General features: G+C 60.3%; 21 protein-coding genes. 10 read left to right on the top strand and 11 right to left on the bottom strand.

The genetic code is table 11. The annotated features are described in order from the left end of the window. Positions 1-45 precede the first annotated feature (45 nt). The 3 genes from AC0J5Z_RS02145 to AC0J5Z_RS02135 all read right to left on the bottom strand — a co-directional run bounded on the left by AC0J5Z_RS02145 (position 46) and on the right by AC0J5Z_RS02135 (position 2835). The gene (locus tag AC0J5Z_RS02145) at positions 46-186 is read right to left on the bottom strand and encodes a hypothetical protein (RefSeq protein ID WP_475037163.1); all 141 of its coding nucleotides are present in this window, start codon (positions 184-186) and stop codon (positions 46-48) included. A gap of 600 nt (positions 187-786) precedes the next feature. After that, positions 787-1368, bottom strand: coding sequence for a histidine phosphatase family protein (locus AC0J5Z_RS02140; RefSeq protein ID WP_309074748.1), 582 nt, complete (start codon positions 1366-1368; stop codon positions 787-789). After that, complete coding sequence (locus AC0J5Z_RS02135; protein WP_475037162.1) at positions 1369-2835, bottom strand: CCA tRNA nucleotidyltransferase; 1467 nt, start codon at positions 2833-2835, stop codon at positions 1369-1371. A 196-nt stretch (positions 2836-3031) separates the two neighbouring features. On the opposite strand from AC0J5Z_RS02135, the gene AC0J5Z_RS02130 reads away from it, so the two are divergent. The 5 genes from AC0J5Z_RS02130 (at position 3032) to trxA (ending at position 8956) form a co-directional block, all read left to right on the top strand. Continuing rightward, complete coding sequence (locus AC0J5Z_RS02130; protein ID WP_026005276.1) at positions 3032-3535, top strand: NUDIX hydrolase; 504 nt, start codon at positions 3032-3034, stop codon at positions 3533-3535. Positions 3536-3561: 26 nt separating this feature from the next. Further along, entirely contained in the window at positions 3562-5577 is a 2016-nt protein-coding gene (gene murJ / locus AC0J5Z_RS02125; RefSeq protein ID WP_475037160.1) for a murein biosynthesis integral membrane protein MurJ, read from the top strand. 140 nt (positions 5578-5717) lie between these two features. After that, the gene (locus AC0J5Z_RS02120; protein ID WP_475037158.1) at positions 5718-7409 is read left to right on the top strand and encodes an ABC transporter substrate-binding protein; all 1692 of its coding nucleotides are present in this window, start codon (positions 5718-5720) and stop codon (positions 7407-7409) included. A 229-nt stretch (positions 7410-7638) separates the two neighbouring features. Further along, positions 7639-8595 (top strand): thioredoxin-disulfide reductase, encoded by a 957-nt coding sequence (gene trxB, locus AC0J5Z_RS02115; protein ID WP_475037156.1) that lies wholly within the window; start codon positions 7639-7641, stop codon positions 8593-8595. A 34-nt stretch (positions 8596-8629) separates the two neighbouring features. Further along, positions 8630-8956 (top strand): thioredoxin, encoded by a 327-nt coding sequence (gene trxA, locus AC0J5Z_RS02110; protein ID WP_014923339.1) that lies wholly within the window; start codon positions 8630-8632, stop codon positions 8954-8956. Between the two features lie 5570 nt (positions 8957-14526). On the opposite strand, the gene AC0J5Z_RS02105 is transcribed toward trxA, so the two are convergent. The 8 genes from AC0J5Z_RS02105 to rpmH all read right to left on the bottom strand — a co-directional run bounded on the left by AC0J5Z_RS02105 (position 14527) and on the right by rpmH (position 20179). Continuing rightward, positions 14527-15735 (bottom strand): ParB/RepB/Spo0J family partition protein, encoded by a 1209-nt coding sequence (locus AC0J5Z_RS02105; protein ID WP_475037154.1) that lies wholly within the window; start codon positions 15733-15735, stop codon positions 14527-14529. 67 nt (positions 15736-15802) lie between these two features. Continuing rightward, complete coding sequence (locus AC0J5Z_RS02100; protein ID WP_475037153.1) at positions 15803-16858, bottom strand: ParA family protein; 1056 nt, start codon at positions 16856-16858, stop codon at positions 15803-15805. 87 nt (positions 16859-16945) lie between these two features. Further along, entirely contained in the window at positions 16946-17596 is a 651-nt protein-coding gene (rsmG, locus tag AC0J5Z_RS02095) for a 16S rRNA (guanine(527)-N(7))-methyltransferase RsmG (RefSeq protein WP_475037151.1), read from the bottom strand. Positions 17597-17602: 6 nt separating this feature from the next. Next, the gene (locus tag AC0J5Z_RS02090; RefSeq protein ID WP_475037149.1) at positions 17603-18169 is read right to left on the bottom strand and encodes a Jag family protein; all 567 of its coding nucleotides are present in this window, start codon (positions 18167-18169) and stop codon (positions 17603-17605) included. After that, on the bottom strand, positions 18169-19158 hold the full coding sequence (gene yidC, locus AC0J5Z_RS02085; RefSeq protein ID WP_091464261.1) for a membrane protein insertase YidC: 990 nt from the start codon (positions 19156-19158) through the stop codon (positions 18169-18171). The genes AC0J5Z_RS02090 and yidC overlap by 1 nt, the downstream gene beginning before the upstream one ends. A 16-nt stretch (positions 19159-19174) precedes the next feature. After that, positions 19175-19660, bottom strand: coding sequence for a membrane protein insertion efficiency factor YidD (gene yidD / locus AC0J5Z_RS02080; protein WP_475037147.1), 486 nt, complete (start codon positions 19658-19660; stop codon positions 19175-19177). Then, on the bottom strand, positions 19590-20000 hold the full coding sequence (rnpA, locus tag AC0J5Z_RS02075; RefSeq protein WP_043470913.1) for a ribonuclease P protein component: 411 nt from the start codon (positions 19998-20000) through the stop codon (positions 19590-19592). The genes yidD and rnpA overlap by 71 nt, the downstream gene beginning before the upstream one ends. Before the next feature lie 41 nt (positions 20001-20041). Then, positions 20042-20179 (bottom strand): 50S ribosomal protein L34, encoded by a 138-nt coding sequence (gene rpmH / locus AC0J5Z_RS02070; RefSeq protein ID WP_011776797.1) that lies wholly within the window; start codon positions 20177-20179, stop codon positions 20042-20044. Positions 20180-20644: 465 nt separating this feature from the next. On the opposite strand from rpmH, the gene dnaA reads away from it, so the two are divergent. The 5 genes from dnaA to AC0J5Z_RS02045 all read left to right on the top strand — a co-directional run bounded on the left by dnaA (position 20645) and on the right by AC0J5Z_RS02045 (position 26510). Further along, positions 20645-22063 (top strand): chromosomal replication initiator protein DnaA, encoded by a 1419-nt coding sequence (dnaA, locus tag AC0J5Z_RS02065; RefSeq protein ID WP_475037145.1) that lies wholly within the window; start codon positions 20645-20647, stop codon positions 22061-22063. A 575-nt stretch (positions 22064-22638) separates the two neighbouring features. Then, positions 22639-23763 carry a DNA polymerase III subunit beta gene (gene dnaN / locus AC0J5Z_RS02060; RefSeq protein ID WP_011772783.1) on the top strand — a complete coding sequence of 375 codons (1125 nt, stop codon included), beginning with the start codon at positions 22639-22641 and terminating at the stop codon, positions 23761-23763. A gap of 104 nt (positions 23764-23867) precedes the next feature. Continuing rightward, positions 23868-24752 (top strand): phosphogluconate dehydrogenase (NAD(+)-dependent, decarboxylating), encoded by an 885-nt coding sequence (gene gnd / locus AC0J5Z_RS02055; protein ID WP_475037143.1) that lies wholly within the window; start codon positions 23868-23870, stop codon positions 24750-24752. A 23-nt stretch (positions 24753-24775) separates the two neighbouring features. Then, the gene (gene recF, locus AC0J5Z_RS02050) at positions 24776-25969 is read left to right on the top strand and encodes a DNA replication/repair protein RecF (RefSeq protein ID WP_475037140.1); all 1194 of its coding nucleotides are present in this window, start codon (positions 24776-24778) and stop codon (positions 25967-25969) included. Further along, entirely contained in the window at positions 25956-26510 is a 555-nt protein-coding gene (locus AC0J5Z_RS02045) for a DciA family protein (RefSeq protein ID WP_475037137.1), read from the top strand. Before recF ends, AC0J5Z_RS02045 begins: the two co-directional genes overlap by 14 nt. Positions 26511-26762: the final 252 nt, after the last annotated feature.

Below are 26762 nucleotides of genomic sequence, written 5' to 3'. Positions count from 1 at the left end.
CATGAATGTGTTGCACCTGAACTCCTTAGGGCTGGCTGAAGGGCATCAGCGGATGAGTCCCATCTGGTGCAGGACAACGTAGACGTCTTCACGGCGCTGGTCGAGCAGCTGGCCGTTGAACAGGGTGCGGTCCTTGGGAGCATCGCTGCTCTTGTAGAAGCGCATGTCTTCGGGGCGTTTTCGCATGGTTCACCTCCTTTCATGGAAGAAGTACTCGGAATTTAGGCATGGCAATTAGAGCCGTATGAATTCGAAAGAAATCATGGCCTAAAAGGGCATAAATAGCCGAGGCTAATAAGGGGATTTGCGGACCGAACCAAAAGAGATTCGTCGTGCAATAGCGCGTGCTTCCGCAGTCGACCCAACAAGAAGCTGGTTCCGAACTATGGGGAAACTGCGCACCCGCGGCATGCTGCGTGGGTCCGCGCCTACAACTGACTACTCAGCCATCCAAAGAGAGGAGGGCCGTCAGGAACACCGCCGGCAACGAGCCGGTCCGGCAGTTCAGGAGTGGGTCAGAGAGCAAAAATGGCGTCGATCATCAGCAGAGGCCGGGGTAGCAGTGACGGTCAACTTCCGTCCGCTAGTCAAAGTAATCATTTTTCCCAACCTCCTTTTCTGGCTGATAAGCAGCCTGCTGTGGCATTGTCCCGGCTGACTGAACCAGGGAATGCGCGCCTTGTTCCCGGCGGGTCGCTCTGGGAACAAGATATAAGCTACCCCATGAAGAAGGAGTTTGACCAGCGAAATTAGCTATTTCGCCAAAAGTTTTTCTAAATTCTTGTTTTAGAGTCCCCAACGCACAATTGCGGGCGTGCGCTTATCCCAACCAAGGGTGCAGACCTTCGCCGTTCCAAGAATGAAGTGCCGACCCTCGCGGGCATCCATTTCCAGCCAGCGGGCGGTGAGGATCCTGGAGAAATGACCGTGGGCCACTATCAGGACGTTGTCCATTCCGGATTCCAGGACGCGTCCAATGATCTTGTCGGCCCGCGCAGCAACTTCGTCCAGGGTTTCCCCGTTGGGCACGCCATCGGTCCAGATGAGGTAGTCGGGGTTGTCCTTGCGGATCAGGTCCGAGCTGATGCCTTCGTAGTCGCCGTAGTTCCATTCCACGGCCAGCGGCTCGTGGACGGCCTCCGGGTAGCCTGCGAGTTCCGCGGTGCGCCGGGCGCGGCGGAGAGGCGAAGTCAGGACGAGATCGAAGTCGATGCCTTCCAGGACCTTGCGGGCTTCGACAGCCTGCTGTTCACCCTCAACGGTGAGGGGGAGGTCCGTCAGGCCGGTGTACTGGCCGCTCTTGGACCACTCGGTCTCGCCGTGTCGAAGGATCCAGAGTTGCGGACGCGGGGAAATGGCAGCGTTCAATTAGGACTCCTCAGTTTCGGTCAAAGGCTCGACGACGGCGGACTCGGGTTGCGTTTCCCACCAAGCCAAGAGTTTCTGCTCGGCTTCCTCGCGGGATAGTGGTCCGTGTTCCATCCGTTCTTCCAGAAGGAACTTGTACGCCCGACCCACCACGGGACCGGGCTTGAGTCCCAGGAGCGCCATGATCTGCGCTCCATCAAGGTCAGGCCGGACGGCCGCCAATGATTCCTGTTCCAGAAGCGCCGTAATGCGATGCTCAAGGTCATCGTAGGCGAAGGACAGACGGTCGGCCTTGCGCTGGTTACGCGTAGTGACGTCGGATCGGGTAAGCCGGTGCAGGCGTTCCAGGAGAGGACCTGCATCGGTGACGTAGCGGCGTACAGCGGAATCGCTCCAGCCGGCATCGCCGTAACCGTAGAAGCGCATGTGGAGCTCCACCAGGCGTGAAACGGCTTTGATGGACTCGTTGTCGAAGCGAAGCGCCTTCATGCGCTTGGCCGTCAACTTCGCACCCACCACGTCATGGTGGCGGAAGCTCACCGCGCCGCCCGGTTCAAATCGGCGCGTAGCCGGCTTGCCGACGTCGTGCATCAAGGCTGCGAACCGCAGGACAAAATCGGGGCCGGGCACCGCGCCGTCAGGGCCTGTTTCCAGTGCGGCAGCCTGCTCAAGGACCTGCAGCGAGTGCTGGTACACGTCCTTGTGTCGGTGGTGCTCATCGGCTTCGAGGCGCAGGGCGGAAACCTCAGGGAGCACGAACTCAGCAAGTCCCGTATCCACCAGGAGGTCTATGCCTACACGGGGATGGGCTCCGTTAATAAGCTTGACCAGTTCCTCCCTGACGCGCTCGGCAGAAATGATCTTGATGCGGTCCGCCATTTGGGACATGGCGAGCCGGACGTCGTCGTGAACCGACACGCCAAGCTGGGAAGCAAAGCGGGCCGCGCGCATCATGCGCAGGGGATCGTCGGAGAAGGAAGCCTCGGGCGCGCCTGGCGTGGCGAGCTCGGACGCGTGGAGGTCTCGAACGCCGCCGAAAGGATCCACGAGTTCAAGGCTTGGCAGCCGCAGCGCCATGGCGTTGATAGTGAAGTCACGACGCAGCAGATCGTCAGTCAGGGAGTTGCCGAACGCCACCACCGGCTTGCGCGAATCGGGGTCGTAAGCCTCCGCGCGATACGTGGTGACCTCGATCTGGAAGCCATTCTTTTTCATCCCGATGGTGCCGAAAGCCCGGCCGATCTCCCAGAAGTTGTCCGCCCACTTCTTGATGACGGCAATGGTCTCGTCCGGCGTGGCGTCGGTGGTGAAGTCGAGGTCCGGGGATGTCCTCCCCAAGAAGAGGTCGCGAACGGGTCCACCGACCAAGGACAGCTCGAAGCCGGCATCGACAAAGCGCTGCCCGAGGTCGAGCACCACCGGATCGATGGTGAAGTTAACAGAAGAGCTGTCCAATACGTGCGCCATAGTCCCTTAAGCTTGGCAGATTTTTACTCAGCATTGGGCCACTGTTCCATGCGAAATCAGGCATGCGTCCGCAGCCCATCTCCCGCAGTCCATCTTGTGGCCATGTCCCGGTCATCACTCAAGGGCAAGAGTCGTTAGAGTGGACCTCATGGCCAACCCGATCCCGAGCGCTCCTGGCAGGAGGACAAACGCACCGTTGCCGTCGGCAATCGGTGCCCACGTCGCGCCCGCCCAGCAGCACCCGGTGCAGGCCTCGCTTCCCACTGTGGAGGAAGTGTCGGCCGGCGGCGTTGTAGTGGACACGTCCGACGGCGAACTCCGGGTTGCGATCATCGCCCGCCTTAACAGGGGTGGCCGGCTTGAATGGTGCCTGCCGAAGGGTCATCCGGAAGGCCGCGAGAACAACGAGGAAGCTGCTGTCCGTGAGATTGCCGAGGAAACCGGCATCGAAGGCAGCATCCTGGCTCCGCTGGGCAGCATCGACTACTGGTTCACCGTGAGCGGCCACCGCGTCCACAAGACCGTGCACCATTTCCTGCTCCGGGCAACCGGCGGCGAGCTGACCATAGAGAACGATCCTGATCAGGAAGCCGTGGACGCCGCCTGGGTTCCCATCCAGGAACTGGCCCGAAAATTGTCCTTCCCGAATGAACGCCGCATCGCCGATTTGGCACGGGAAGTGCTGCCCGAACACCTCTGACCCGGGTACATGGGACGATAAAGGCGATGTCTGAAGCCAACACAACCCAGTCCGTTCAATCCGGAGAAGCACGTTCCAGCGCCATCATGGCCGCAGGAACGCTCGTTTCCCGGTTCCTTGGCTTCGCCAAAACATGGATGCTCGGCGCCGCCCTCGGCCTGGGCTCCACGATCAACGACACGTTCATTAACGCGAACAACCTGCCGAACCTGATCTTCCTGCTGGTTGCCGGCGGCGTGTTCAACGCCGTCCTGGTCCCGCAGATCATCAAGGCCAGCAAGGCCCCGGACCGAGGCGCGGACTACATCAGCCGCTTGCTGACATTGGCAGTCCTGGTGCTTCTGGCGTTGACGGCGCTGGTGACGCTGGCGGCACCTTTAGTCATCGACCTCACCACGCAGGGCTACTCCGAGCAACAGAAAGCCTTGGCGGTCACCTTCGCTTTCTGGTGCCTGCCTCAGATCTTCTTCTATGGGCTCTACGCGCTCCTCACGCAGGTGCTGAACGCCCACGGAGCGTTCGGCCCTGCAATGTGGGCGCCCATCCTCAACAACCTCGTGGCAATCGCCGGCCTGGGGATGTTCATCTGGATTCTTGGCGAGAACGTCTACAACCCCCACACTTTGGACAATTGGGGGCCCACACAGACGCTCCTGATTGCCGGTTTCTCCACTTTTGGTGTGGTCGCGCAGACTGCCATTCTCCTCATCCCTGTCTTCCGCCTGCGCCTTGGCCTGCGTCCGCGCTTCGGCTGGCGCGGCGTTGGACTGGGCCAGGCAGCCAAGCTGAGCGTCTGGACGCTGGCGACTGCCGCCGTCGGGCAGTTGGCCTTCCTCTACGTCATGAGAATCGCCACCATTCCCGGTGCCGAGCGCCTCCGGTTGGACAACGCGGGGGACAAGGCTGCGGCGGCCGTCCTGCCCGGGAACGCCGTCCTGGAAGTCGCGAGCCAGCTGTATCTGCTGCCGCACTCGATCATCGCTTTGTCCTTGGCTACCGTCCTCTTCAACCGCATGACGCGCGCGTCGCAGGACGGCAACAAAGCCGAACTGCGCGACGCCCTTTCCCACGGCCTCCGCACCATGGCCGTGGCCACGGTTTTCGGTGCCCTGGCGCTGTTCGCCTTGGCGGGTCCGCTGGGCATGTTCTTCTCGGGCGGCGAACCGCAGGACGGTGTCATGCTGGCCCAAACGCTCACCATCCTTGCCCTCAGCACGCCGTTCCTCAGCGCGAACTTCATGATGTCCCGGGTGTTCTACGCCAACGAGGACGCCCGTACGCCCCTGTATGTCCAGTTGTGGCTGGCCGTGATCTACGTGGTGGGCGCCTTCTTCATCCAGTTCCTCCCCGTGGGCCAAATCATCTACGCGATCGCTATCCTCTACACCCTGGGCAACATCCTGTCCGTGGTGATCAGCGTTGTGTTCCTCCGCCGGTTGCTGGGTCACCTCGACGGTCCTCGCATCGCCAATTCGTACATTCGCATGGGCTACGCAGGCCTGGGTTCTGCGCTTGCCGGCGCTGCAGCCTTGTGGCTCTTGGGAAGCTACCGCGCTGACGGATTCGCATGGAGCAGCCGCCCGGCCGCCCTGGTGACCGTCGTCGTCGTCGGGCCTGTCATGCTGCTCGCATACCTGGTCCTCCTGCGCGTCTTCCACGTCACCGAACTTCGCGACCTCCTGCGTCCGTTGATGGGTCGCCTGGGACGCGGAGAGCCGGCACCGGTTGGCGCAACCGCAGAACCCACGACACCGCAGCGCGCCACGGTTTCGGACGACACCGGTCTGATTCCGCGCATCTCGGGCGAGTTCGATGCCGCCTCCTTCAGGGCCGGGCCGGCGCTGGCTCCTCAGCGGACTCACGAACCCGCCGCTGGAGACTCACCGGACGCACCCAAGACCTACCTGCCAGAGGAAGACGAGCCCAGCACGGCTCGTGGCGGCAAGTTCCGCCCACAGGTCCCCTTGCCGGGTCGACGCACATACCAAGGCGACGCCGGACAGAATCCTTACTTTCCCACACGCGGAAACCACAGGAAGTGAGCCCGTGCCGCCAACATGGGCGGCGGGCGTCAATCGGCTAGGCTAGAAACGAATATAGGTAGTTGCAAAAGCGGTTCGACCGGTTCGCCGGATGAGCCACGTGCAGGACCCGCAACTTCCGGACAGCCTAGGAGGAACACGTGTCCCACCCGATCGACGTCGGATCAGTACTTGGCGGCCGCTACAAGGTCACGGCCAATGTATTGACCTCGCATGACCAAGATCAGGTGCTCGACGGCGTGGACCAGGTCCTCAACCGTCCCGTGAGCATCCTCGTTGCCGGTCCTGGAAATGCCGAGCAGGTGGCCCAGAGCGCCCGCGAAGTAGCCACTGGGGAGCGGCCAGGCCACGTTCAGATCCTGGACCTGGGCATCAGTGAGAACACCACGTACCTGATCACCAACCACAGCACCGCGCCGGATCTGCTGGACCTCGTGGTGGCCACCCACCCGCCTTACATCGAGCCTTTCTTCACGGAGACGCTCGGAAGCGAGATCTTCGGCCAGCCGCGCACCTATGAGCCTGAGACGTACGACGGCCTGTATGAAGATGACGAGCACGACGCCGAGTACATCCAGTACGACGAAAACGGCTACCCCATCGCTTCCGAGTCTGACGGCGAGCCTCAGTCTGAGCCCGCCGCGCCCGCACGCACTGCACAGCACGTACCGCCCATGCCTGCGTCCAGCCCGACTTCCCCCAAGAGCGGGATCGCGGGCAAGCTGGCTGCGGCGGCTGCCGGAGCCGGAGCAGCGGGGGTCGCTGCCGCCGCAGCGCTGAAGCACGCGGGTTCCAAGAACAACGACGCCGGTGCTGCCGCTTCTGGTTCTGCCAGCACCGGCTCTGCTGGCACCGGTGCTGCTGGCACCGGTGCTGAGGGCGGAGCGTCGCCTGCTGCTGCATCCCCGCCACCTACCCAGGCCGTTTCGTCGCAGCCAGTTTCCTCGCAGCCAGTTTCCTCGCAGCCTGCCAGCCGCGAGCCGGCTGCGGAACCAAAGGTTTCCCTGTGGTCCGAAGAGGACTACGGCTTTAGCGGCTCAGGCGCCGGTGCAGCTGCTGTTGGTTCCGGAGTTGCAAGCCGCGGCACCGACCCCAGCTACGACCGGGCACCAAGCAGCTTCCCGGCCACGTCAGCTATTACGGACGATTACGCGGACGAGGAAGTTTACGAAGACGAAGCTCCGGAGAAGGAACCCCGTTCCCTGCGCTGGCTCGTAGGTGGCCTCCTTGCCGCCGTTTTGGTAGTGGGACTCGTCCTTGCGGTGACCAACCTGGGCAGCCTCCTGCCCAGCGGCGCACCGGCCGCAACGCAAAGCACGGCTGCCCCGCAGTCCTCCGCTGCGGAAACCGAGGAGCCTGCCGCCACGGAGGCTCCGGCCCCTGCCACGCCACCGGAAATTGAAGGGATCACCCGCCTTGGCGACTTCCCCTTCGCCGCCACCTATGACAAGGACCTCGCGAGGGCCTTCGACGGTAACGCTGCAAGCTACTGGTCGGACATGGAGTTCGCCTCGGCAAACTGGGGTGGACTTTTCGAAGATATGCCGCTGGTGGTCAAGCTCAAGGAACCCACCGAGGTCAAGTCCGTTGTGCTGAACCAGTTGGGTGGCTCCGGCGGTAGCATCAGCGTCTACACCAACGATCGTCCTGCGATGGACGGCGCAAAGCTTGTGGGCACCAACAGCTTTACATCACCGGAACTGACCATGCCGCTTGCAGCACCGACGCAGACAGAGTACGTCATAGTCGTCATCAGCGCGCTCCCCAAGCTGGCTGCACCGAAGACGCGATTTGGATTCGGGCTGCGGCTCGCTGAGGTCACGGTTCAGTAGCCTCACCCAAGTAGGTAGCAGTAGAGGCCGTTTTGACTCGTCAGAACGGCCTCTACTGCTACCTACATTGGCGTCACCGCTTAGATTCGGCATGCGTGCAGACGGTACCCTGAATGATGGTGGCTTTTAGGGTCCCCAACTCCAACGGAATATTTGGAACGCAACAGGGGTTGAGTCAGGTGGCTGCCCCGAAAGCCGCAGCATCGACTAAGGAAGAGGTTCACGCCACGTGAGCATTGCAGAAAACAGCGCATCGCAGGTGCGCGACGTCATCATCGTAGGTTCAGGCCCGGCCGGCTACACAGCCGCCGTTTACACGGCCCGCGCCAACATGAAGCCTCTGCTCATTGCCGGTTCCGTCACTGCTGGTGGCGAACTGATGAACACCACGGACGTGGAAAACTACCCGGGTTTTCCTGAGGGCATCATGGGGCCGGACCTCATGGAGAACTTCGAAAAGCAGGCCGCGCGTTTCGGCACCGAGATCCAGTTCGAGGATGTCACCGAGCTGGACCTCGACGGCGACATCAAGACCGTTACCATCGGCACAGGGGAGACCTTCCAGGCAAAGGCCATCATCCTGTCCACAGGTTCGGCCTACCGCGAGCTCGGACTGGCCAATGAGAAGCGTCTTTCCGGTCACGGCGTTAGCTGGTGTGCAACCTGCGACGGTTTCTTCTTCAAGGATCAGGACATCGCCGTCATCGGTGGTGGCGACTCCGCCATGGAGGAAGCGCTGTTCCTCACCAAGTTCGCGAAGTCCGTCACGGTTATCCACCGCCGCGATACCCTCAAGGCTTCGAAGATTATGGGCGATCGTGCCCAAGCCCACGAGAAGATCAACTTCATCTGGAACACAGCCGTCGAGGATGTTCTCGGTGGGGACAAGGTCACTGGCCTGAAGCTGAAGAACCTGGTGGACGGCACCGAGTCAGAACTCGCAGTCACCGGCGTATTTGTAGCCATCGGCAACGACCCGCGAACGGACCTCATCAAGGGCAAGGTAGATCTAACCCCTGAAGGAACCATCGCCGTCGAGGGCCGTAGCTCCCGGACCAACATCAAGGGTGTCTTCGCTGCGGGGGACGTCATTGACCCCACGTACCGCCAGGCCATCACGGCTTCGGGTTCCGGCTGTGTGGCTGCCCTTGACGTTGAGCACTACCTCGCAGATCTGCACGCCTAAGCTGCACCCAAGCAACCACACGAAGGGAAAAGTTATGAGCAACGCAAAAGACGTTACTGACGCAAGCTTCAGCACGGATGTCCTGGCCTCTGAGAAGCCGGTCATCGTTGATTTCTGGGCAGAGTGGTGCGGCCCTTGCCGCAAGCTCGGCCCCATCCTTGATGAGATCTCGGTTGAGTACAGTGAAAAGGTTGACGTTGTGAAGCTCAACGTCGACGACAACCCCGCCATTGCCGCAGAGTACGGCATCACGTCCATCCCGGCCGTGTACCTGTTCAGCGGGGGAGAAGTGAAGAGCACTGTCATCGGCGCCAAGCCGAAGCAGTTCTTCGAGAAGGAATTTGCGGACGTCCTGTCTTAAGCCTTGTTGCTGATATAGATTCGTCGAACGGCCGGCGGTTGCTGCTCCTTAGGGGGCCGTGGCCGCCGGCTTTTTCATATTTTGCCGAAGTGAACCTCATTCGATCTCTTTCACGGCCCTCTTGACCTGAGCGGGCTCCGGCGTTCCATTGATCCCATGATTTGGGTTCTCCCTACCCGGGGTAGGGAGAACTGATCGCGCGCTCACCTCCCTCGCCCATCCGCCGCACACTCTCACACATCGCCCGGCGTTACACTTTCACGTCGACCCTTGGCGTGGACCGGGCCTGGATGACAACAGACCCCTGATGGCGCTCTTAGGGGAGCGGTGAGTACAGTCGACCGGACCGAGGCTCAGGTTCCCTTGGTTCGACTCGTATATGCGAGCTCCGCGGTATTGATGCCACTATGACAGGGCGGACTAGTTTGCCATGGGTGTCTATGGGCTGGATTGTCAGGATGGCCAGCCCCAGTCCCACCGGCGGCACGGCGCAGGTCATGCCACAGGTCATGCCACAGTTGTGCAGCCGTGGCCGTCTCAACGTTGCAATTGCTGCAGAAGGCCGACTTCGAATTCTCTCTTGCCCGTTTCACGTGAAACATAGCGAGGGTGGAACTATGGACATCCTGGGCACCTTCGACCGAGCATCGTTCCCGTTTCACGTGAAACTTTCCCACCCGCAGGTTCGAGCCATCATACCGTTCGCCGGAAGTAACAAAGCAACAGCAAGCGTGTGAAGAGTAGCCCCCAGAGCCGACTTCGCAATACGGGGAGTTTTGGACAACTGCCTGTAAGTGTGGGGCGGACCCGTCGCACTCCTCCTATACGAGGCTATTTACGCCAGAGTTCACAGAAGACGATTACCTCGATTCACCCCCAGAGGCAGGCTAAATGATGACACCAAGACGCAGTGGCTTTCGGGAGGCGCAGACGATCGCAAGATAAATAGATGGAAGCAGATAGATACACATGCGGACCCCACTAATCGATGCTCAAACCCACTCCGTCGCAGGATCCGTTCGGTAAAATCCGGGAGCCAGGCGACAACGACTACCGCACGTGCGGTCTCCCGTCAGCTTGACTGCTCTCACACCATTGGCGGATGAGCTCGGTGCTCCTCTACAGCCCATTACAGGCTCTTCGAGGCCCTCGTGCTATCGAATACAAGATCGGCCGCGTTGCGCCCCCTAGTGCGCCAGCCTTCGCTTCGTCCCATCGGGCCATCACCAACGCTGCAACCAGCCCGGTCGAACTCAGACACTGTATGCTCGGCCCTCTCCGGCTCCCAGGCATGTAGTTGTTTGCAGGCGGTCACCAAACAACTTTGACAAGTCACAAGTATCGAAGCGCGGAAACATGAAGACAGCTTCCTACAATCAACATTACGGATGCGCCTCCTCATCCGTTGTCCGTTCTAGATACTCACGGCCACCCCGACGTTCAAGCCCGCGCCCACAGGACTCTAGAACCGCACCCGAATTGCAATAGCAGCCCCGTGTTTCACGTGAGCTCATGTTTCACGTGAAACGCCAGAATGCAGAGTCGCTTCTTCCATTGCTCGCGGTTCTGCCTTCAAACTCCTCATGCAGCGGAACGAGTTGACCATGGGACCGATGACACAACGAGCTGGCTCGCGGTACACCAGCACTCCCCTCTAGCTACTCCAGAGAGCTCCAACGACGGCGGGCCCCGACGTAATGGTTCATCGCCCTCAGAGGCATGTCCGACGGACTCCATGAGACCCCGCTTATCGCGGCGTGACGCGGTTGAAGCGTGGTGAAGGGCAATGCGAGTGACGGCGTGATCATGGACTACTGGAATGGCCCTTTGACGCAGTGAGACTGGTCCCACCGCCTGGTATTCATTAGCCTCTAGCCGGATGGTCGGAGCCGGCAGGCCTCCGTCCAGATTGAACCACGGTCGCTCACTCGCATACTTCTTCCGAACACTTCCGATGGTTCCCAGGTCACCAACCCGGGAGGGAGCAAGGGCCTGTGATGTTTCACGTGAAACAGAATGACCACCTTGGAGTGACGTCCGCGTGGGGCGTCCTACAGCATCCCCATTTGCACTGCAATGTCATAAGCACCACGGGGGTACGCTCCACGAGCGAGGGGCCGGGACCGCACGAGACGCGTGCCACCAGGAGCCTGGCGGCGTCTCGGGGAAGCATCGGATGTGGCAGGCGCTGCGAACTGTCCAGCCGTGGCCCTCAGCGAAGACCCGTCGGCGGGACCGGGAAGAGTCGCATCATGAAAGGAACGAGAGCTCGGCTACCTCTCCGGCAGGTTCTTCTTCTAGTGCCCCTGGTCGAATCACCGTGCACTGCGCCGCTTGTCCGGTCTCATCAGTAGGCCGCAGCCAGGCTCAGAGGCGTCCCAGCCTGCACAGGCGGCTCGATGTATGAAGGACAGGAATGATACATCCGATGAATGTGTCTACTTGAACGAGGCTTCGCCTCCGATGGAGGCGTAGAAACGATCGGAAAAGAACCTACATGAACAGCAGTGTGCTCGCTCCGGTGGCCCGAGCTGATCAAGATCCTCATGCGGACATCGCAAGTGGGCCCAGCGCGACTCCCGCCCTTTACCTCTAGATCCAATATGAACTCAAGTTGTTGGTTGAGCACCATGCACAAGCCACCCGGCACCAACACTGTTATCCACCGACTTGTACACAACGTTATCCACAGGCTTATCCACCGGTCATGAGATTTCCCACATGTCCTTCGTTGGGCAGACAACGGACACCATCACGCGTGCAGAAGTTCCGTCCACAGCGGACCGGATATCGACGCTATGGATCAGCGTCTTGGCCAGTGCCAAATACCGCTAAATCAATGGATTTTCGTGCATATCCTCGTCTTCAAGCCATCACGTGGGGGAAGGCACTCCTGGCCATGGCCACTCCCGATGGTAGGCACGACAGTTTGCGCGCGGTCACAGTATGGAATGCCAGGAAAGGTGAACTCATGCGCACAAGCGGGAGCTAGATCAACAGACTTATCCCCAAGGTTTTCCACAGGGATATCCACGACCTTATCCACCCTCGTGGTCATCACAAAAAGGACCTTCACGACCTCGGTCCAGCGTCCGCATCGATTCGTTTCACGTGAAACAATGCACCGCAGTCGCAGTGTCTCAGCCCTCGTTGGCATGGTTCCGCTAGGCGAGCCGACATGAAGACCGTAGCTCTAACCGTATAACCACCCAACGGGCAGGCCACAAAGGATCACGCGATCTCCAAGTGGAGGCTGCCAACATCGGATCATTTGACGACCCCGCCACGCCCCTTTCCGCCGCCTGCACCAGTAGCCTCCGGTGCGTTTGGCGCGAGCGGGCATAGCGGTAGCACTACTCCGATCAGGGTCACCTCTGCTGCTACGAAATTGTTCGGCTACTGGTCCAGCATGAAGCAGCCGCCCACCCTATGACTGAAACTGCCGGCCCGTCACCTGCCCAAGCACAGCCGTAGCTGTATATGACCACGCGAGATCCATGACTCTTCCCCGGGAGCCGAAGTTGTTTGCCCCTAATCAGCTACCTATCAACTTTGATGCAGCAATCCTTGGAGGACGATGTTCGAATCTCCCTGCAGGGGCGCTCAAGGTCCGTTGCAGTCCATTAGAGAAGGCCCTGCCAGCGACGGGATCGAATGGCTTGGTAAGTCGTGTCTACGGGCAATCATTTGGTTCCTCCGGACTATGCGTTACCCGTCTCCGTCCCAGGCCATGGCAGGTCGAGCTACTCAAGGCGCCCAAGGCTAAACAACAGCTAGGAAGGCCCGCGTCCCGCCGAAATTCACACTGCACCATCAGTCCCCGGATCCGCTAGCCTCCGGGCCAGCGGGGTGGCGCGATGTGGTCTGGAAGCCCCTGGTATGTCCGGCGACAACGCCTTTCTTCCACGCGGATTTACACGACCAGAACCTCCTGTTGCCCGACCTGGTAATCACCACCGATGCTCCCGGAGTAGGAAACAGGCCAACCTGCTTGGCGGCCTCATTGGCCCGCGCAAAACGTGGCCGACGCTAGGTGGCGCCGGCGACTTACGTCCATCTGGATATTGCTACTGGGAGTCAGTCGCCTGAAGCATCACTTGCCCTCTGCGCATAGATAGCAATCACCGCGAAACCACCACCTTAAGAAAATAGAGATGGTGAGGCCCCTTCCCACGGTATACGGAATTTATCCGCCTAAGAGTGATTCCTCGTACGCTGTCCAGGTCTGAACGGGAACCCCGAAAGACGGAGGTTGAGTTGGGGCGGCGGTGATGCCGCGCCACTAGCTGGCATAGACTTCTACACCACAGATCATCGGCGCATTAGAAGGAAGCGCTCTCCCTAACCACGGGGTTCCATTCTCCCGTCGACAAGTCTGCGTTGTTTCACGTGAAACTACCCCGGCTGCTGTCCACCTTGATGCATCCAATCTGTCAGAGAAGCACTTCATGGTTCCAGCTGCGCGGCAGCCGCAAGTTCTGGTGAACTAAAGAGGCACCCAGGCCTTGAACATGGGCCCCCGCGATCATCTGGCACGCTGTTTCACGTGAAACAGGAGCGCCATCACGGAACGTCCGGCCGCGAGTTCTGCCGGATGAGGGCCTGAGACGTCCACGGCGGCATGGAGCCTCGCCCGCCACGGGGGAGCAGGGGATCCGACATCAGGACGGCATGCACCCGCTTATGCGCTGGATATCCACCTGCTGACCCTCTGAAAGGACTGCAGTCGGCATGAACATAGGGGGTAGTGCATAGTGGGCCTCAATCATTTATCCATCCTGCAAACTCAACGGTAGGACGTGGCTCCATTCCCCCTGAGGAGGAGCAGGGGGTCGATATCCAGACGTCGAAGGGGCTAAAAGACAGTCCTTTGTGTTTGGCTTAGGAAGCAGCCATACTGGTGTTTCTCACGTTACTGAGTCCCCAGAAACTGCAATCGAGGACTTGAGACCCTATCTCGGCTGCACGTTCCATGTGAAACTGCCCCTCGCACGACGTGGCGGGACAACCACGACGCTAGTTTCAGGTAGGGCTGCAAATCTACACGCCCATGGTCCGATCTAGCGGATATCCAACAGTCGCCGTGCAACCCGACCTTTTAGGTCATCGAATGATCAGACACCCGCGCAACAGTACCTGAGGTGCCCGCTGACCGTGCCGCTCACGCTTACACCGTGCAGCGGAATTGCCAGGACTGGAAGGATCAGCTGCTCCCTAGGGGAGTAGTTTGGTACCTCAGCACCGCAACCCAGCTGGCGTGGGGCGCCCTTGGCCAACAGCTGAGGCAATTCCGCGCGAGTACAGCGGCATGAAGTCCAAATGGATCTACTCCCTATCACTGACCATCAAGCTCATCCTCGGGTGGGCACCGCGGTCCCACCGCTATCAGTTCGCATCTGCTCCTACGAGACCGAAAGCGCCAACGGACATCGTTTCACGTGAAACACCCGGGACCCGTCAGAAGACGACTAGAGAATAACAAGGCACCCATCGACAGAGAGGGGACCGCGAATTAAAAGCAAAATGGGGCCCACATAAGATGTGAGCCCCATTCCGTTAGCTGTCAGCTTCTAGTCTTCTCCACCAGGGCCCAAGACATCCATGATTCGGTTGAGATCCTCAACGCTGGCGAACTCAATACTCACGCGGCCCTTACGCGCACCCAAGGTAATCTTCACGTTCGTATCCAAACGGTCCGAGAGCGATGAAGCCAAGTAGTCCAGGCGCTCGTGCCGGGCATTGGGTTTGGGAATGCTGCTCTTCGCTGGCGTTGCCGGATCCTGGTATAGAGCCACCGATTCTTCAGTGGCTCGGACCGACATACCCTCGGCCACGATCTTCTGAGCCATTCGTTCCATAGCCGCAGCATCCGGGAGTGCAAGCAGGGCACGTGCGTGCCCGGCGGACAAGACGCCGGCGGCGACGCGGCGCTGAACGAGTGGCGGAAGCTTGAGCAGGCGTAGCGTATTGGACACCTGTGGACGGGAGCGACCAATCCTGTCAGCCAGCTGCTCGTGCGTGGTTCCGAAATCCTCCAGGAGCTGCTGATAGGCCGCTGCTTCTTCCAAGGGGTTCAGCTGGCTGCGATGCAGGTTTTCCAGCAGAGCGTCACGGAGAAGGTCATCGTCGGTGGTGTCACGAACGATCGCAGGGATCGTTTCGAGTCCTGCGGCCTGGACTGCACGCCAACGACGCTCACCCATGACCAGCTCATACGGTTCTCCACCCTTTTCGGTTGAAGTACGTACAACAATTGGCTGGAGGACGCCGATTTCCCGCACAGAGTGTACCAGCTCAGCCATGTCGTCTTCATCGAAGACCGAACGGGGCTGTTTGCGGTTCGGGTGGATATCGCCGACGGGGATTTCAGCAAAACGAGCGCCAGGGACCTCCACCAAATCGACTTCAGGGGCGGAGTGTGCAGATGAAACGGAACGCGCAGCAGCCGCCGTCGACCCTGCCTCTGCGCCAGCTTCCTTGCCAGCAGTAGCCGCGCGCGAAGCGGCAGGCTTGGACGCAGACCTTGACGGCGTCGATGTCTTGGCGTTGGAGGACTTCGTCACCGCGGTCTTCGCAGGTGACTTCGCGGCCGCTGGCTTGGAGTCACCAGCACCCGGCTCCTCAACTACGGCCTCTACCGTCGGCTCCGCAGTTTTCCGAGCCTCCGGAAAAAACAGATCCACAGGACGGGACGGCGCGGTCCCGTTCCCCTGGGCCGCGGCCGAGCTAGGAATGAGAGCCCCGAGACCCCTGCCGAGGCCCCTTCGCTTTTCGCTCATTGATTCATCCCTCCGATGGAATAGCCGAGCACGGATCGGCCCAAGCTGTTGCAGTGTTTCAAGAATTCTAGCGTTCAGCTATTTCGGCTGCGGCTTCCATGTAGGAAAGCGCGCCGCTCGAAGAAGGATCGTACGTCATGACTGTCTGCTGATAGCTCGGAGCTTCAGAGATACGCACCGACCGCGGAACTACAGCACCCAGAACCTGCTCGGGGAAGTGCTGGCGGACCTCGGAAGCGACCTGAGCGGCCAGGTTCGTGCGGCCGTCGTACATGGTCAAGAGAATGGTGGAGACAACAAGATCGGCATTGAGGTGCTTCTGGATCATCTCGATGTTCTTGAGCAATTGACTCAGGCCTTCCAGGGCGTAGTACTCGCACTGGATGGGAATGAGGACCTCGCTGGCGGCGCAGAAAGCGTTGACGGTCAGGAGCCCAAGGCTGGGAGGGCAGTCGATGAAGATGAAGTCCAGCCGGCCCTCGCCGTTTTTCTCCCGCTCCTTGGCGTAGACGTCTATGGCACGGCGGAGTCGCTGTTCGCGGGCAACAAGTGAAACAAGCTCAATCTCGGCGCCGGCAAGGTGAATGGTGGCGGGCGCGCAGATCAGGTTGGGAATGTCAGGGCACGGAGCTACAACTTCCTTGAGGGGAAGATCGTTGATCAGCACATCGTAAATGCTGTCTACGTCAGCGTGGTGCTCGATGCCCAATGCGGTGGAGGCATTGCCCTGAGGGTCGATGTCGATCACCAGCACGTTCAGGCCGGCGGACGCCAGGGCGGCAGCGATGTTCACCGTCGTGGTGGTCTTACCCACGCCGCCCTTTTGATTGGAAACCGTGAAGATGCGGGTCTTGTCAGGCTTGGGCAGCTCCCTGCCGATCAGCCGTTCGCGCCGACGGGTTTCGTTTACCAACTGACGCGCGATGGGGCTGGAATCATCGATGGAATCCATGACGTTACGCACTCCATCTGAGACGGTTTCACGTGAAACGGCAGCATTATCAACCGAATCAGTACGCACGATCGCAGACTGAAGAGATGCAGAGGGTGTAGCCATTGCCCGCGCGGACCCCAAAGACATAAACGGGGGGATTCGCTGCGTGGAGGTTTCACTACTGCCCACTGGTCACACTCTCACTCTCATTCGGCGCTTGCTGCCGTTCTCTAGCCTAACCGCTCAGCCGCCGACACGCGGGGAACCGAGCGGGACCTACGCCGTCTTTCCGGGCTTGTTGACGATGATCCTCACCACGGTGGTGGGTTCCTCCAAAAGCTCCTGTCCACAAACCACAACTGACGTTTCCACGCCACCAAGTTTGCGGATGACTTTCTTTGCCTTCTCAATCTCTTCGGCCGCACTGCGTCCCTTGATGGCCACCACTTCGCCATGACCGTTCAGAAGGGGAATGGTGAGACCAGCCAGGTTGGAGAGGGCAGACACGGCACGTGCGGTAACAACATCGGCATCCACCATTCCGACTGCGAGCTCAGCCCGCGTCCTCATGATGGTGACGTTGTCCAGGCCGAGGTCATCCACCACTTCCTGGAGCCAGATGACACGACGTTCCAACGGCTCAATCAAGGTCAGTTCGAGGTCCGGGCGGGCGATTGCAAGACAAAGGCCTGGAAGGCCTGCACCGGATCCGACGTCGGCAACGTGGCTGTCCATGGCAATGGCGGACTCAATTACTGCACAGTTCAGGACGTGCCGGCTCCAAAGACGCGGAATCTCGCGCGGGCCTATCAGTCCACGTTCTGTCCCGGATGAAGCCAGGTGTTCCACGTAGCGCTTGGCAAGATCCAAGCGCTCCCCAAAGATCTTCTCTGCCGCTTCCAGTTCAGCTGCGGTGATTTCAACCATGAGCTGCTAGTCAGCCGAAACGACGATGTGGCGGCCAGCGCCTTCGCCCTCGGACTCGGAGACGTATCCGAGGTCAGCAACGGCGTCGTGGACGATCTTGCGCTCGTAAGCACTCATCGGCTCAAGGGCTACTGTTCCGCCATCAGCCTTGACCTTGGCCACGGCATCCTCGGCGATCTGCTGCAGCACGCCGGCGCGCTCCTTGCGGTATCCATTGATGTCCAGGACGAGGCGTGAACGGCTTTCGGTAGAGGATAGGACCGAGAGACGGGCCAGTTCCTGCAGGGCTTCCAGGACTTCTCCGTCACGCCCTACGAGGCTATCCAACGCCGCCGACTCTTCATCAGCGCCGATGGAGATGTACGTACGTCCGTTGCGGATCTCAATGTCGATGTCGCCGTCGATGTCAGCGATGTCCAGAAGTTCTTCGAGGTAGTCGGCGGCAATGTCGCCTTCCTCTTCCAAACGGCTGGCCGTCTTGGACTGAGTCTCTTCCTGCGAGGTCTCTTCCTGCGAGTCCTCCTGGTCTTCCGTCACAGCGGTCATTGCTTCTTCAGTGCTCTCGGCAGACATTACTTCTTCTTCCTGTTCTTACGTTGTGGCTGGACGCGCTGGGCCCTGATTTCGGCTGCTGCCGCGGCAGCAGCTTCGGCTTCAGCGGCAGCGTCCGCAGCGGCGTTCTTCTTTCCACCCAGCAGCGGCGGCAGGCCCTTCGCGGCACGGCGCTCTTCCAGCGCCTTGGCTGCGGGGGATCCCGGCGTGGGCATACGGCGGATAACGAAGAACTGCTGGCCCATGGTCCAGAGGTTGGTGGTGGTCCAGTAGATGAGGACACCGATCGGGAAGTTGATGCCACCGATGCCGAACACGAGCGGCAGGATGTAAAGCATCATCTTCTGCTGGCGCATGAACGGGCTGGCCATGGCCTCTTCGGACATGTTCTTGGCCATGATCTGCTTCTGCGTGATGAACTGCGACGCTGTCATGGCGATGATCATGATGATGCTCAGAACCCAGACAGCCACTGCACTGTTACCGCCACTGGGATCACCGTGGAGCAGCGAAGCGGACAGCGGAGCGCCAAAGATGCTGGACGAATCGAACTGGACTACCTGTTCGTGGCTCATGGCACCAACGCCCTGGCCCTGCTTGGCGTTCGTCGAGATACCGGACAGCACCTGGAAGAGTGCGAAGAAGAACGGCATCTGGATCAACATGGGCAAACATGCTGAGAACGGATTGGTGCCGTGCTTCTTGTACAGCGCCATCTGTTCCTGCGCCATTGCCTGGCGGGACAGCTGGTCGGTCTTGCCCTTGTACTTGGTCTGGAGTTTCTTCAGGTCCGGCTGCAGCAGCTGCATTCCGCGCTGCGCCTTGATCTGCTTGACGAAGACAGGAATCAGGGCCGCACGGATCACCAACACGAGGCCGATGATGGACAGAGTCCACGTCCAGCCGTTCGCGGCGGGCAGGCCAATGAAGCTCAGTCCCTCGTGGAAGCCAACCATGATGATTGACACCAGCCACTTGAACGGAAACATGATTGTTTCAAAGAAGTCCATACGATATCCCTATTCGTTAGGCCGCCGAGCGGCCTTCTTCATCAGCCTGAGCAGCCAGGAACTGGTCCGGATTGTTCAGTACAACAATTGTGGGCGTCCGGCCTTCAGGCCAATGACGATGGCCGGCGGGGACGTGGTCCACTCCACCGGCGTTCCAAGGATGACATTTGGCGAGCCTCTTGGCTGCGAACCAGCTACCCTTCACGGCGCCATGCACCGTCACTGCTTCCAAGGCGTAGGCCGAGCAGGAGGGAAAGAAACGGCAAACCTGGCCGTACAGGGGCGAGACGACCTTACGGTACGCCTTCAGCAGGAGAATGAGGATGTTGCGGGGCAGCTCCCAGAGGAACGTACCTACCGCCGCCGGAAGGCTCCGATGCGGAACCTTCCCGGAGGGGTCGCTTGAGGAAGGAACGACGGCGGCGCTTATGTCATGCACGCGGTGTCCCTTCCGTAGTGGTGCCGTTGTGTTCGGTCGAAGCGTTGCGTGGAGCTGAACCACCCAATCGCTTCGTCGTCACTGCCAGTGCGGCGTTGTAGTCCGAGAGCAACTGCTCCCAGCTGGCTGTTGCAGCTGCGGGCAGCGCCCGGACTACTACCGCCAGACCCGTTCCATGCGTGTGCAAGGACAGTGCGCCTGCTTCTCTCAGTCTCCTCTTAACGAGGTTCCTGGTCACGGCGTTCCCGACGGCTTTGGAGACAATGAAGCCGATTCGACTCGGCTCCCCGGCCCCGATAGAGGCCGTATATAACACTAAGTTCCGGCGTCCATTGCGGACGCCGGAACGTACAGTTGTTGAAAAGTCGGTAGACGTCCGCAGACGGTTAGGGGTGGCTAGCACCGTCGAACCCGCAAAAAGACCCTGACCGACAAGTCAGTTATTTACGCCGACAGTTCGACGCGGCCCTTGCCGCGACGGGCAGCCAGGATGGCGCGGCCGGCACGGGTGCGCATACGAAGGCGGAAGCCGTGCTTCTTGGCCCGACGGCGGTTATTCGGCTGAAAAGTCCGCTTGCTCACGTTAGTTACTCCAGTGGATCAAAGGTGCGCCCACCCGATCAAAAAAGGGGAAGAACTGGCCGACGCTAAGTTTTGTATGTGCCTGCCGCCGTTGCCTCCCGCACGGTGAACGTACGGAGTTACAACTGATCTCAAAAGCGGACACAAAGGACTTCACAACGTTAGGGCAAAAAGGCACCCACAGTCAAACCGGGAGCCTGCCACGGGGCTATCCACAGCTGTGTCCAACCGCCGTTTCCAGCCTGTGGATGAAGTGGCTCACAGGCCGCTTTCGCAAACCACAACGGTGTAATTATCCACAGGCAACTTCCCAGCTATCTTCTAGCGATTTCATCCCCTAGAGTGGCTCAGTAGCCCATTGTCCACCCGCTGTGTATAACTCTGTGGATTATTGCCCGGAACAGCGCCGCCGGAGACACTTCGGCGGCCAGCAACGCCGGCAAGCAAGTATTTAGGAACTGATTGATGACAGTAGACGAAGCCAACCACGCCAACACTGTCGGAAGTTCCTGGCGCAGGGTGCTGAGCCTCATGGAACAGGACGACCGGGTCTCACCCCGTCAGCGCGGTTTCGTCATCCTTGCCCAAGCACAGGGCCTCATCGGTTCAACCCTCCTGGTGGCCGTTCCCAACGAACTCACCCGCGAGGTCCTCCAAACGCAGGTCAAGGACGCCTTGGATGATGCCCTCCGCAACGTCTTCTCGGATGACATCCGCTGCGCAATCGACGTGGACACCGAGCTGGTGCCCGTCCACGCAGAGCCGGAACCCGCCGTCGAGCTTTCTGCGGTGTCTGACTTCGCCGAGCCGAAGCCACAGCCCACGCCGCCCAGCACCTCGCATGAGTTCGGCCGCCTGAACCCGAAGTACATCTTCGATACCTTCGTGATCGGTTCCTCGAACCGATTTGCGCATGCGGCCGCCGTCGCGGTGGCGGAAGCTCCGGCGAAGGCCTACAACCCGCTGTTCATCTACGGCGATTCGGGTCTCGGCAAGACCCACCTCCTGCACGCAATCGGACACTATGCCCGGCGGCTCTACAGCGGCATCCGGGTCCGCTACGTGAACTCCGAAGAGTTCACCAACGACTTCATCAACTCCATCCGCGACGACGAAGGCACCAGTTTCAAGACCACGTACCGCAACGTGGATGTGCTTCTGATCGATGACATTCAGTTCCTGGCAGGCAAGGACCGGACCCAGGAAGAGTTCTTCCACACGTTCAACGCCCTGCACAATGCCAACAAGCAGGTTGTCATCACCTCCGATCAGCCGCCCAAGATGCTCGCCGGCTTCGAGGACCGCATGACGTCCCGCTTCGAGTGGGGCCTGCTGACAGACATCCAGCCGCCGGAACTCGAGACTCGTATCGCAATCCTTCGCAAGAAGGGCCTCAGCGAAGGCCTCTCAGCGCCGGACGATGCGTTGGAGTACATCGCTTCCAAGATCTCCAGCAACATCCGGGAACTTGAAGGAGCGCTGATCCGCGTCACGGCGTTCGCGAGCCTCAATCGCCAACCGGTGGACGTGGCCCTCGCTGAAATGGTTCTCAAGGACCTGATCACCGACGACGGCGCCCAGGAAATCACGGCCAAGCAGATCCTTGACCAGACAGCTGACTACTTCAAGCTCAGCATGGAAGAGCTCTGCAGCAAGTCCCGTACCCGCACCCTGGTGACGGCCCGGCAGATCGCCATGTACCTGTGCCGCGAGCTGACGGATATGTCCTTGCCGAAGATCGGACAGGAGCTCGGTGGTCGCGACCACACCACAGTTATCCACGCAGACCGCAAGATCCGCGAGCTGATGGCGGAGCGCCGTGTGATTTACAACCAGGTCACGGAGCTGACCAACCGGATCAAACAGCAGCAGCGCGACTCCTGAAATCCACATCTCGTCCGGCACTACATACCTTATTAACAGGTGCATGTGGATAAGCCTGTGGATACTTAAGGGGACAAGCGCGGTTAATGGGCTTAAAACCCTTAAGCCCTCTGTGGATCGTTAAAAACCGGCCTGGGAGTTGTCCCCATCCACACCCTGTTTAAAACCCAGTTAACGCACAATCCGTGAACAGGGGTTAACCGCGAAACGACGCGGCGAGATCGGGTTATCCACAGTTTCCACAGCAGTTATTAACACTACGAATCCCAAAAAATTGAAATCCCTCAAATAACAATCTCGTTCTGCAACCCATCCGGTCCTGCACAAGGCATGCCAACAGCCGGGCCCAGGCCGGCCTCCGGCTGTCCACATACGAGGGGTCCGGCCCGACGGGGATGGGTTAATCGCGGATCTTCCGGCTAAGCTGTCAGCAGCGCTCCCATCCTTGGGTCTGTTTGTAGTTCGCTGAGTGCGGACCATGCAGGTTCCGGTGCCGGACTGCGAAGATTTAGCGGCTTCCAAGCAGGAATCCGCAGCTACTACATGGCAGCAGCAATGAAAGGCGGCACCCTTCCGTGAAGTTCAGAGTCGACCGCGATGTCCTGGCAGAAGCCGTTACGTGGACCGCGCGGTCGTTGTCTCCGCGGCCGCCCGTACCTGTGCTTTCCGGTCTCCTCCTCAAAGCCGAGGCGGGAACTGTTAGCCTCTCCAGCTTTGACTACGAGACCTCGGCCCGCCTGGAAATCCCGGCGGATATCGCCGTTGAAGGCACCATCCTTGTATCCGGTCGCCTGTTGGCAGACATTTGCCGCAGCCTGCCATCGGCCCCTGTCGAAGTCGAGACCGATGGCAGCAAAGTCACCCTCACCTGCCGCCGAAGCAGCTTCCACCTGGCCACCATGCCCGAGTCCGAGTACCCGGCACTCCCGGCTCTTCCAGCGATCAGCGGAACCTTGCCCGGCGACGCTTTTGCCCAAGCCGTGTCCCAGGTAATCATCGCGGCCAGCAAAGACGACACCTTGCCCATCCTCACCGGCGTCCGCATGGAGATTGAAGATGACCTCATCACCCTCCTTGCCACGGACCGCTACCGCCTCGCCATGCGCGAGGTCCCGTGGAAGCCTGTCACTCCCGGCATTTCCACCAGCGCTCTGGTCAAGTCCAAGACTTTGAACGAAGTAGCCAAGACCCTCGGTGGCAGCGGCGACATCAACCTTGCCCTTGCAGACGACGACAGCAGGCTCATTGGCTTCGAAAGCGGTGGGCGAACCACCACTTCGCTCTTGGTTGACGGAGACTACCCCAAGATCCGTTCGCTCTTCCCGGACTCCACACCGATCCACGCGACAGTCCAGACCCAGGAACTCGTAGAAGCCGTTCGCCGTGTGTCGCTCGTGGCCGAGCGAAACACCCCGGTTCGTCTCGCCTTCACCCAGGGCCTGCTGAATCTCGACGCCGGTACAGGTGAAGATGCGCAGGCTTCCGAAGAGCTGGAAGCCCAGCTTTCCGGTGAAGACATCACCGTGGCCTTCAATCCCCATTACCTCGTTGAGGGTTTGAGCGTCATCGAAACCAAGTACGTTCGTTTCTCCTTCACCACTGCCCCTAAACCGGCCATGATCACGGCCCAGGCTGAAGCGGATGGCGAGGACCAAGACGACTACCGCTACCTCGTGATGCCGGTCCGCCTCCCCAACTAACTGGCAGTCGTGGGTGTTCCGGGGCCCCGGAACAACCGCATACGCGAGCTAGTAGGCCCAACCCGGTACCGTCTCCCGCCACCTTCACAGAAAGAGCTCACACTGTGCACATCGGACTGATCGGCCTCGGAAAAATGGGTTTCAACATGCGGGAACGCATGCGGAACGGCGGCATTGAGGTCACAGGTTTTGACCGCAATCCCGATGTCACGGATGTTGCGTCGGTGGATGAACTCATCGCTGCATTGCCCAGTCCGCGGTTGGTGTGGGTGATGGTTCCGTCCGGTGCCATCACTGATGCCGTCGTAACGGAGCTCGGTGAAAAGCTCAGCCCCGGTGACCTGGTCATCGACGGCGGCAACTCACGTTTCACCGAAGACCAGAAGCACGCTGCTGCACTCGCCGAAAAAAGCATCCGCTTCGCGGATTGCGGCGTATCCGGCGGTGTGTGGGGGCTGCAGAACGGTTACGGCCTGATGGCAGGCGGCGCCGACGAAGACATTGAGCTCGCCATGCCCGTATTCGATGCTCTCCGCCCCGAGGGTGAACGGGCCGACAGCTTCGTCCACGTTGGCGGGGTTGGTGCAGGCCATTACGCCAAGATGGTCCACAACGGCATCGAGTACGGCCTCATGCAGGCTTACGCCGAGGGTTACGAATTGCTGGCAGCCAAGGACATCGTTAAGGACCTTCCCGGGACTTTCCGTGCGTGGCAAAAGGGCACGGTTGTCCGTTCCTGGCTCCTTGACCTCATGGTCAAGGCACTCGACGAAGATCCGGGCTTGGCCTCGATCGACGACTACGTTGAGGACTCCGGCGAGGGCCGTTGGACCGTGGAAGAAGCCATCGCCAATGCAGTGCCCGCGCCTGCGATCACAGCTGCGCTCTTTGCCCGCTTTGCCTCACGCGAAGACAATTCGCCGGCCATGAAGATGGTTTCCGCCCTGCGCCACCAGTTTGGCGGACACGCCACACGTCCGGCCAACTAGGCCGGAGGAGTCCTTCAAACGGCGTGTACCTCGAACATCTTTCGCTGACGGATTTCCGAAGCTATGCACAGGTCGACCTGAAACTCGGCCCCGGAGTGACGGTCTTGGTAGGTTCCAACGGAATCGGCAAGACCAACCTCATGGAAGCCATTGGGTACTTGGCCACGCTGAGTTCCCACAGGGTCAGCACGGACGCTCCGCTGCTTCGTTTTGGCGCCGAGCGCGCCATGATCCGGGCCAGGCTCGTCCGTGGAGAGCAGTCTACGGTCCTCGAACTTGAGATCAATTCCGGGCGGGCAAACCGCGGACGTATCAACCGCAGCAACCCGGTACGGGCCAGGGACATTCTGGGGATCTGCCAAACGGTGTTGTTTGCACCCGAGGATTTGGCGCTGGTCAAAGGCGATCCTTCGAACCGCCGACGTTTCCTGGACGAGTTGTTGGTGAGCCTCGTTCCACGGCATGCTGCAACCCGCAGCGACTACGACCGCGTACTGAAACAACGCAATGCGCTGCTGAAATCCGCCCGCGCCGGCAAGTTCACCGCCGGACATGAGGCAACCCTTGATGTCTGGGATCAGCACATGGCCCGAGCCGGCGCAGAACTTCTGCACGCCCGCCTGGAACTCGTGGAGCGTTTGCGTCCCCACCTGAATAGCGCTTATGCGCAACTCACGGACGGGTCCAAGGACGCGGGTGCGGTCTACCGCTCGACGATCCAAGGCGTACTTGACGACGACGGCGGCCCAGCTGACCACGGAACAGAACCATCGACGTCGGTTGATGACCTCCGGCTGCTGTCCGTGGACGAACTTACCGAGCGTTACATCCAGGCCTTCGCAGCATCGAGGAAAAAGGAACTGGAACGCGGCATCTCCTTGGTGGGTCCGCACCGCGACGAACTCGAACTCGTTCTGGGACAGGCCCCGGCCAAAGGGTATGCGTCCCACGGTGAAACGTGGTCCATGTGCCTATCGCTGCGCTTGGCTTCCTACTACGTGATGCTGGACGACGCCCGTACCGGTGGCACCGCTCCCATCCTCATCCTGGATGACGTTTTCGCAGAACTCGATGTCCAGCGTCGGCGTAAACTGGCTGCAATAGTTGCCGGTGCCGAGCAAGTGCTGGTGACTGCCGCCGTCGATGCCGATATCCCCGAGGAGCTGGCCGGACGGCGCGTAACCGTTGTTCCGGGAGGCATCGATGGTGAAGGATAGCCGCGAAGGACTTCAACCCGGCCGCGATCCGGACGAGATTGATGCTGCCCAAGCTGCCCTGAACCGTATGCGCGAGGCCGCTGCCGCCCGTGGTGAAGTACGACAACGCGCCCCACGGCCCGGATCTGCTCCTAAACGCAAAGGCCTCCGGGATACCCGGGGCTTCGCCCAATTCCACGGCAGCGGCCGTGATCCTTTGGGCCTTGGAAAAGTGGTGGGCCGCCTGGTGGCCGAACGCGGTTGGACATCACCCGTGGCGGTCGGTTCGGTGATGGCGGAGTGGGAGACGCTGGTTGGCCCGGACATCTCCGCCCACTGCACCCCGGAGAGTTTCACCGACACCACACTCCATGTCCGTTGTGACTCCACGGCATGGGCCACCCAGCTGCGGCTGCTGAGTTCCAGCCTCCTTGAGATGTTCCGCAATGAGCTGGGCGAAGGGGTGGTTACCAGCATCCAAGTGCTGGGTCCTTCGGCTCCAAGTTGGCGAAAAGGCGGCCGCAGCGTTAACGGACGCGGGCCAAGGGACACATACGGCTAAACGGCGTGCAGGGCGATTCAACGCCCCCGAGTCGTATAGGCACCCATCGGGACCACCGCAGGGCCATTGCAGATAGGGCCAGCGGTCTCCCATGGGCACATTCAGCTCTCGGCTGCCCCTGTATTTGCAAGGATTCCCGTGTTTCCACGATAGAATTGGCGTAGATCACTGAGCGCCGGTGAAACGTCGTCGGGACCTGAATCCACTCTTGTGGCATCGAGGACCCCCGTCGTCGGAGTAATCGGCGCAATC

This window comes from Paenarthrobacter sp. TRD_SC_7 (assembly GCF_056156245.1).
Note: the sequence above shows the minus strand (reverse complement) of the source record. Positions and strands in the feature narration are given on the sequence as shown.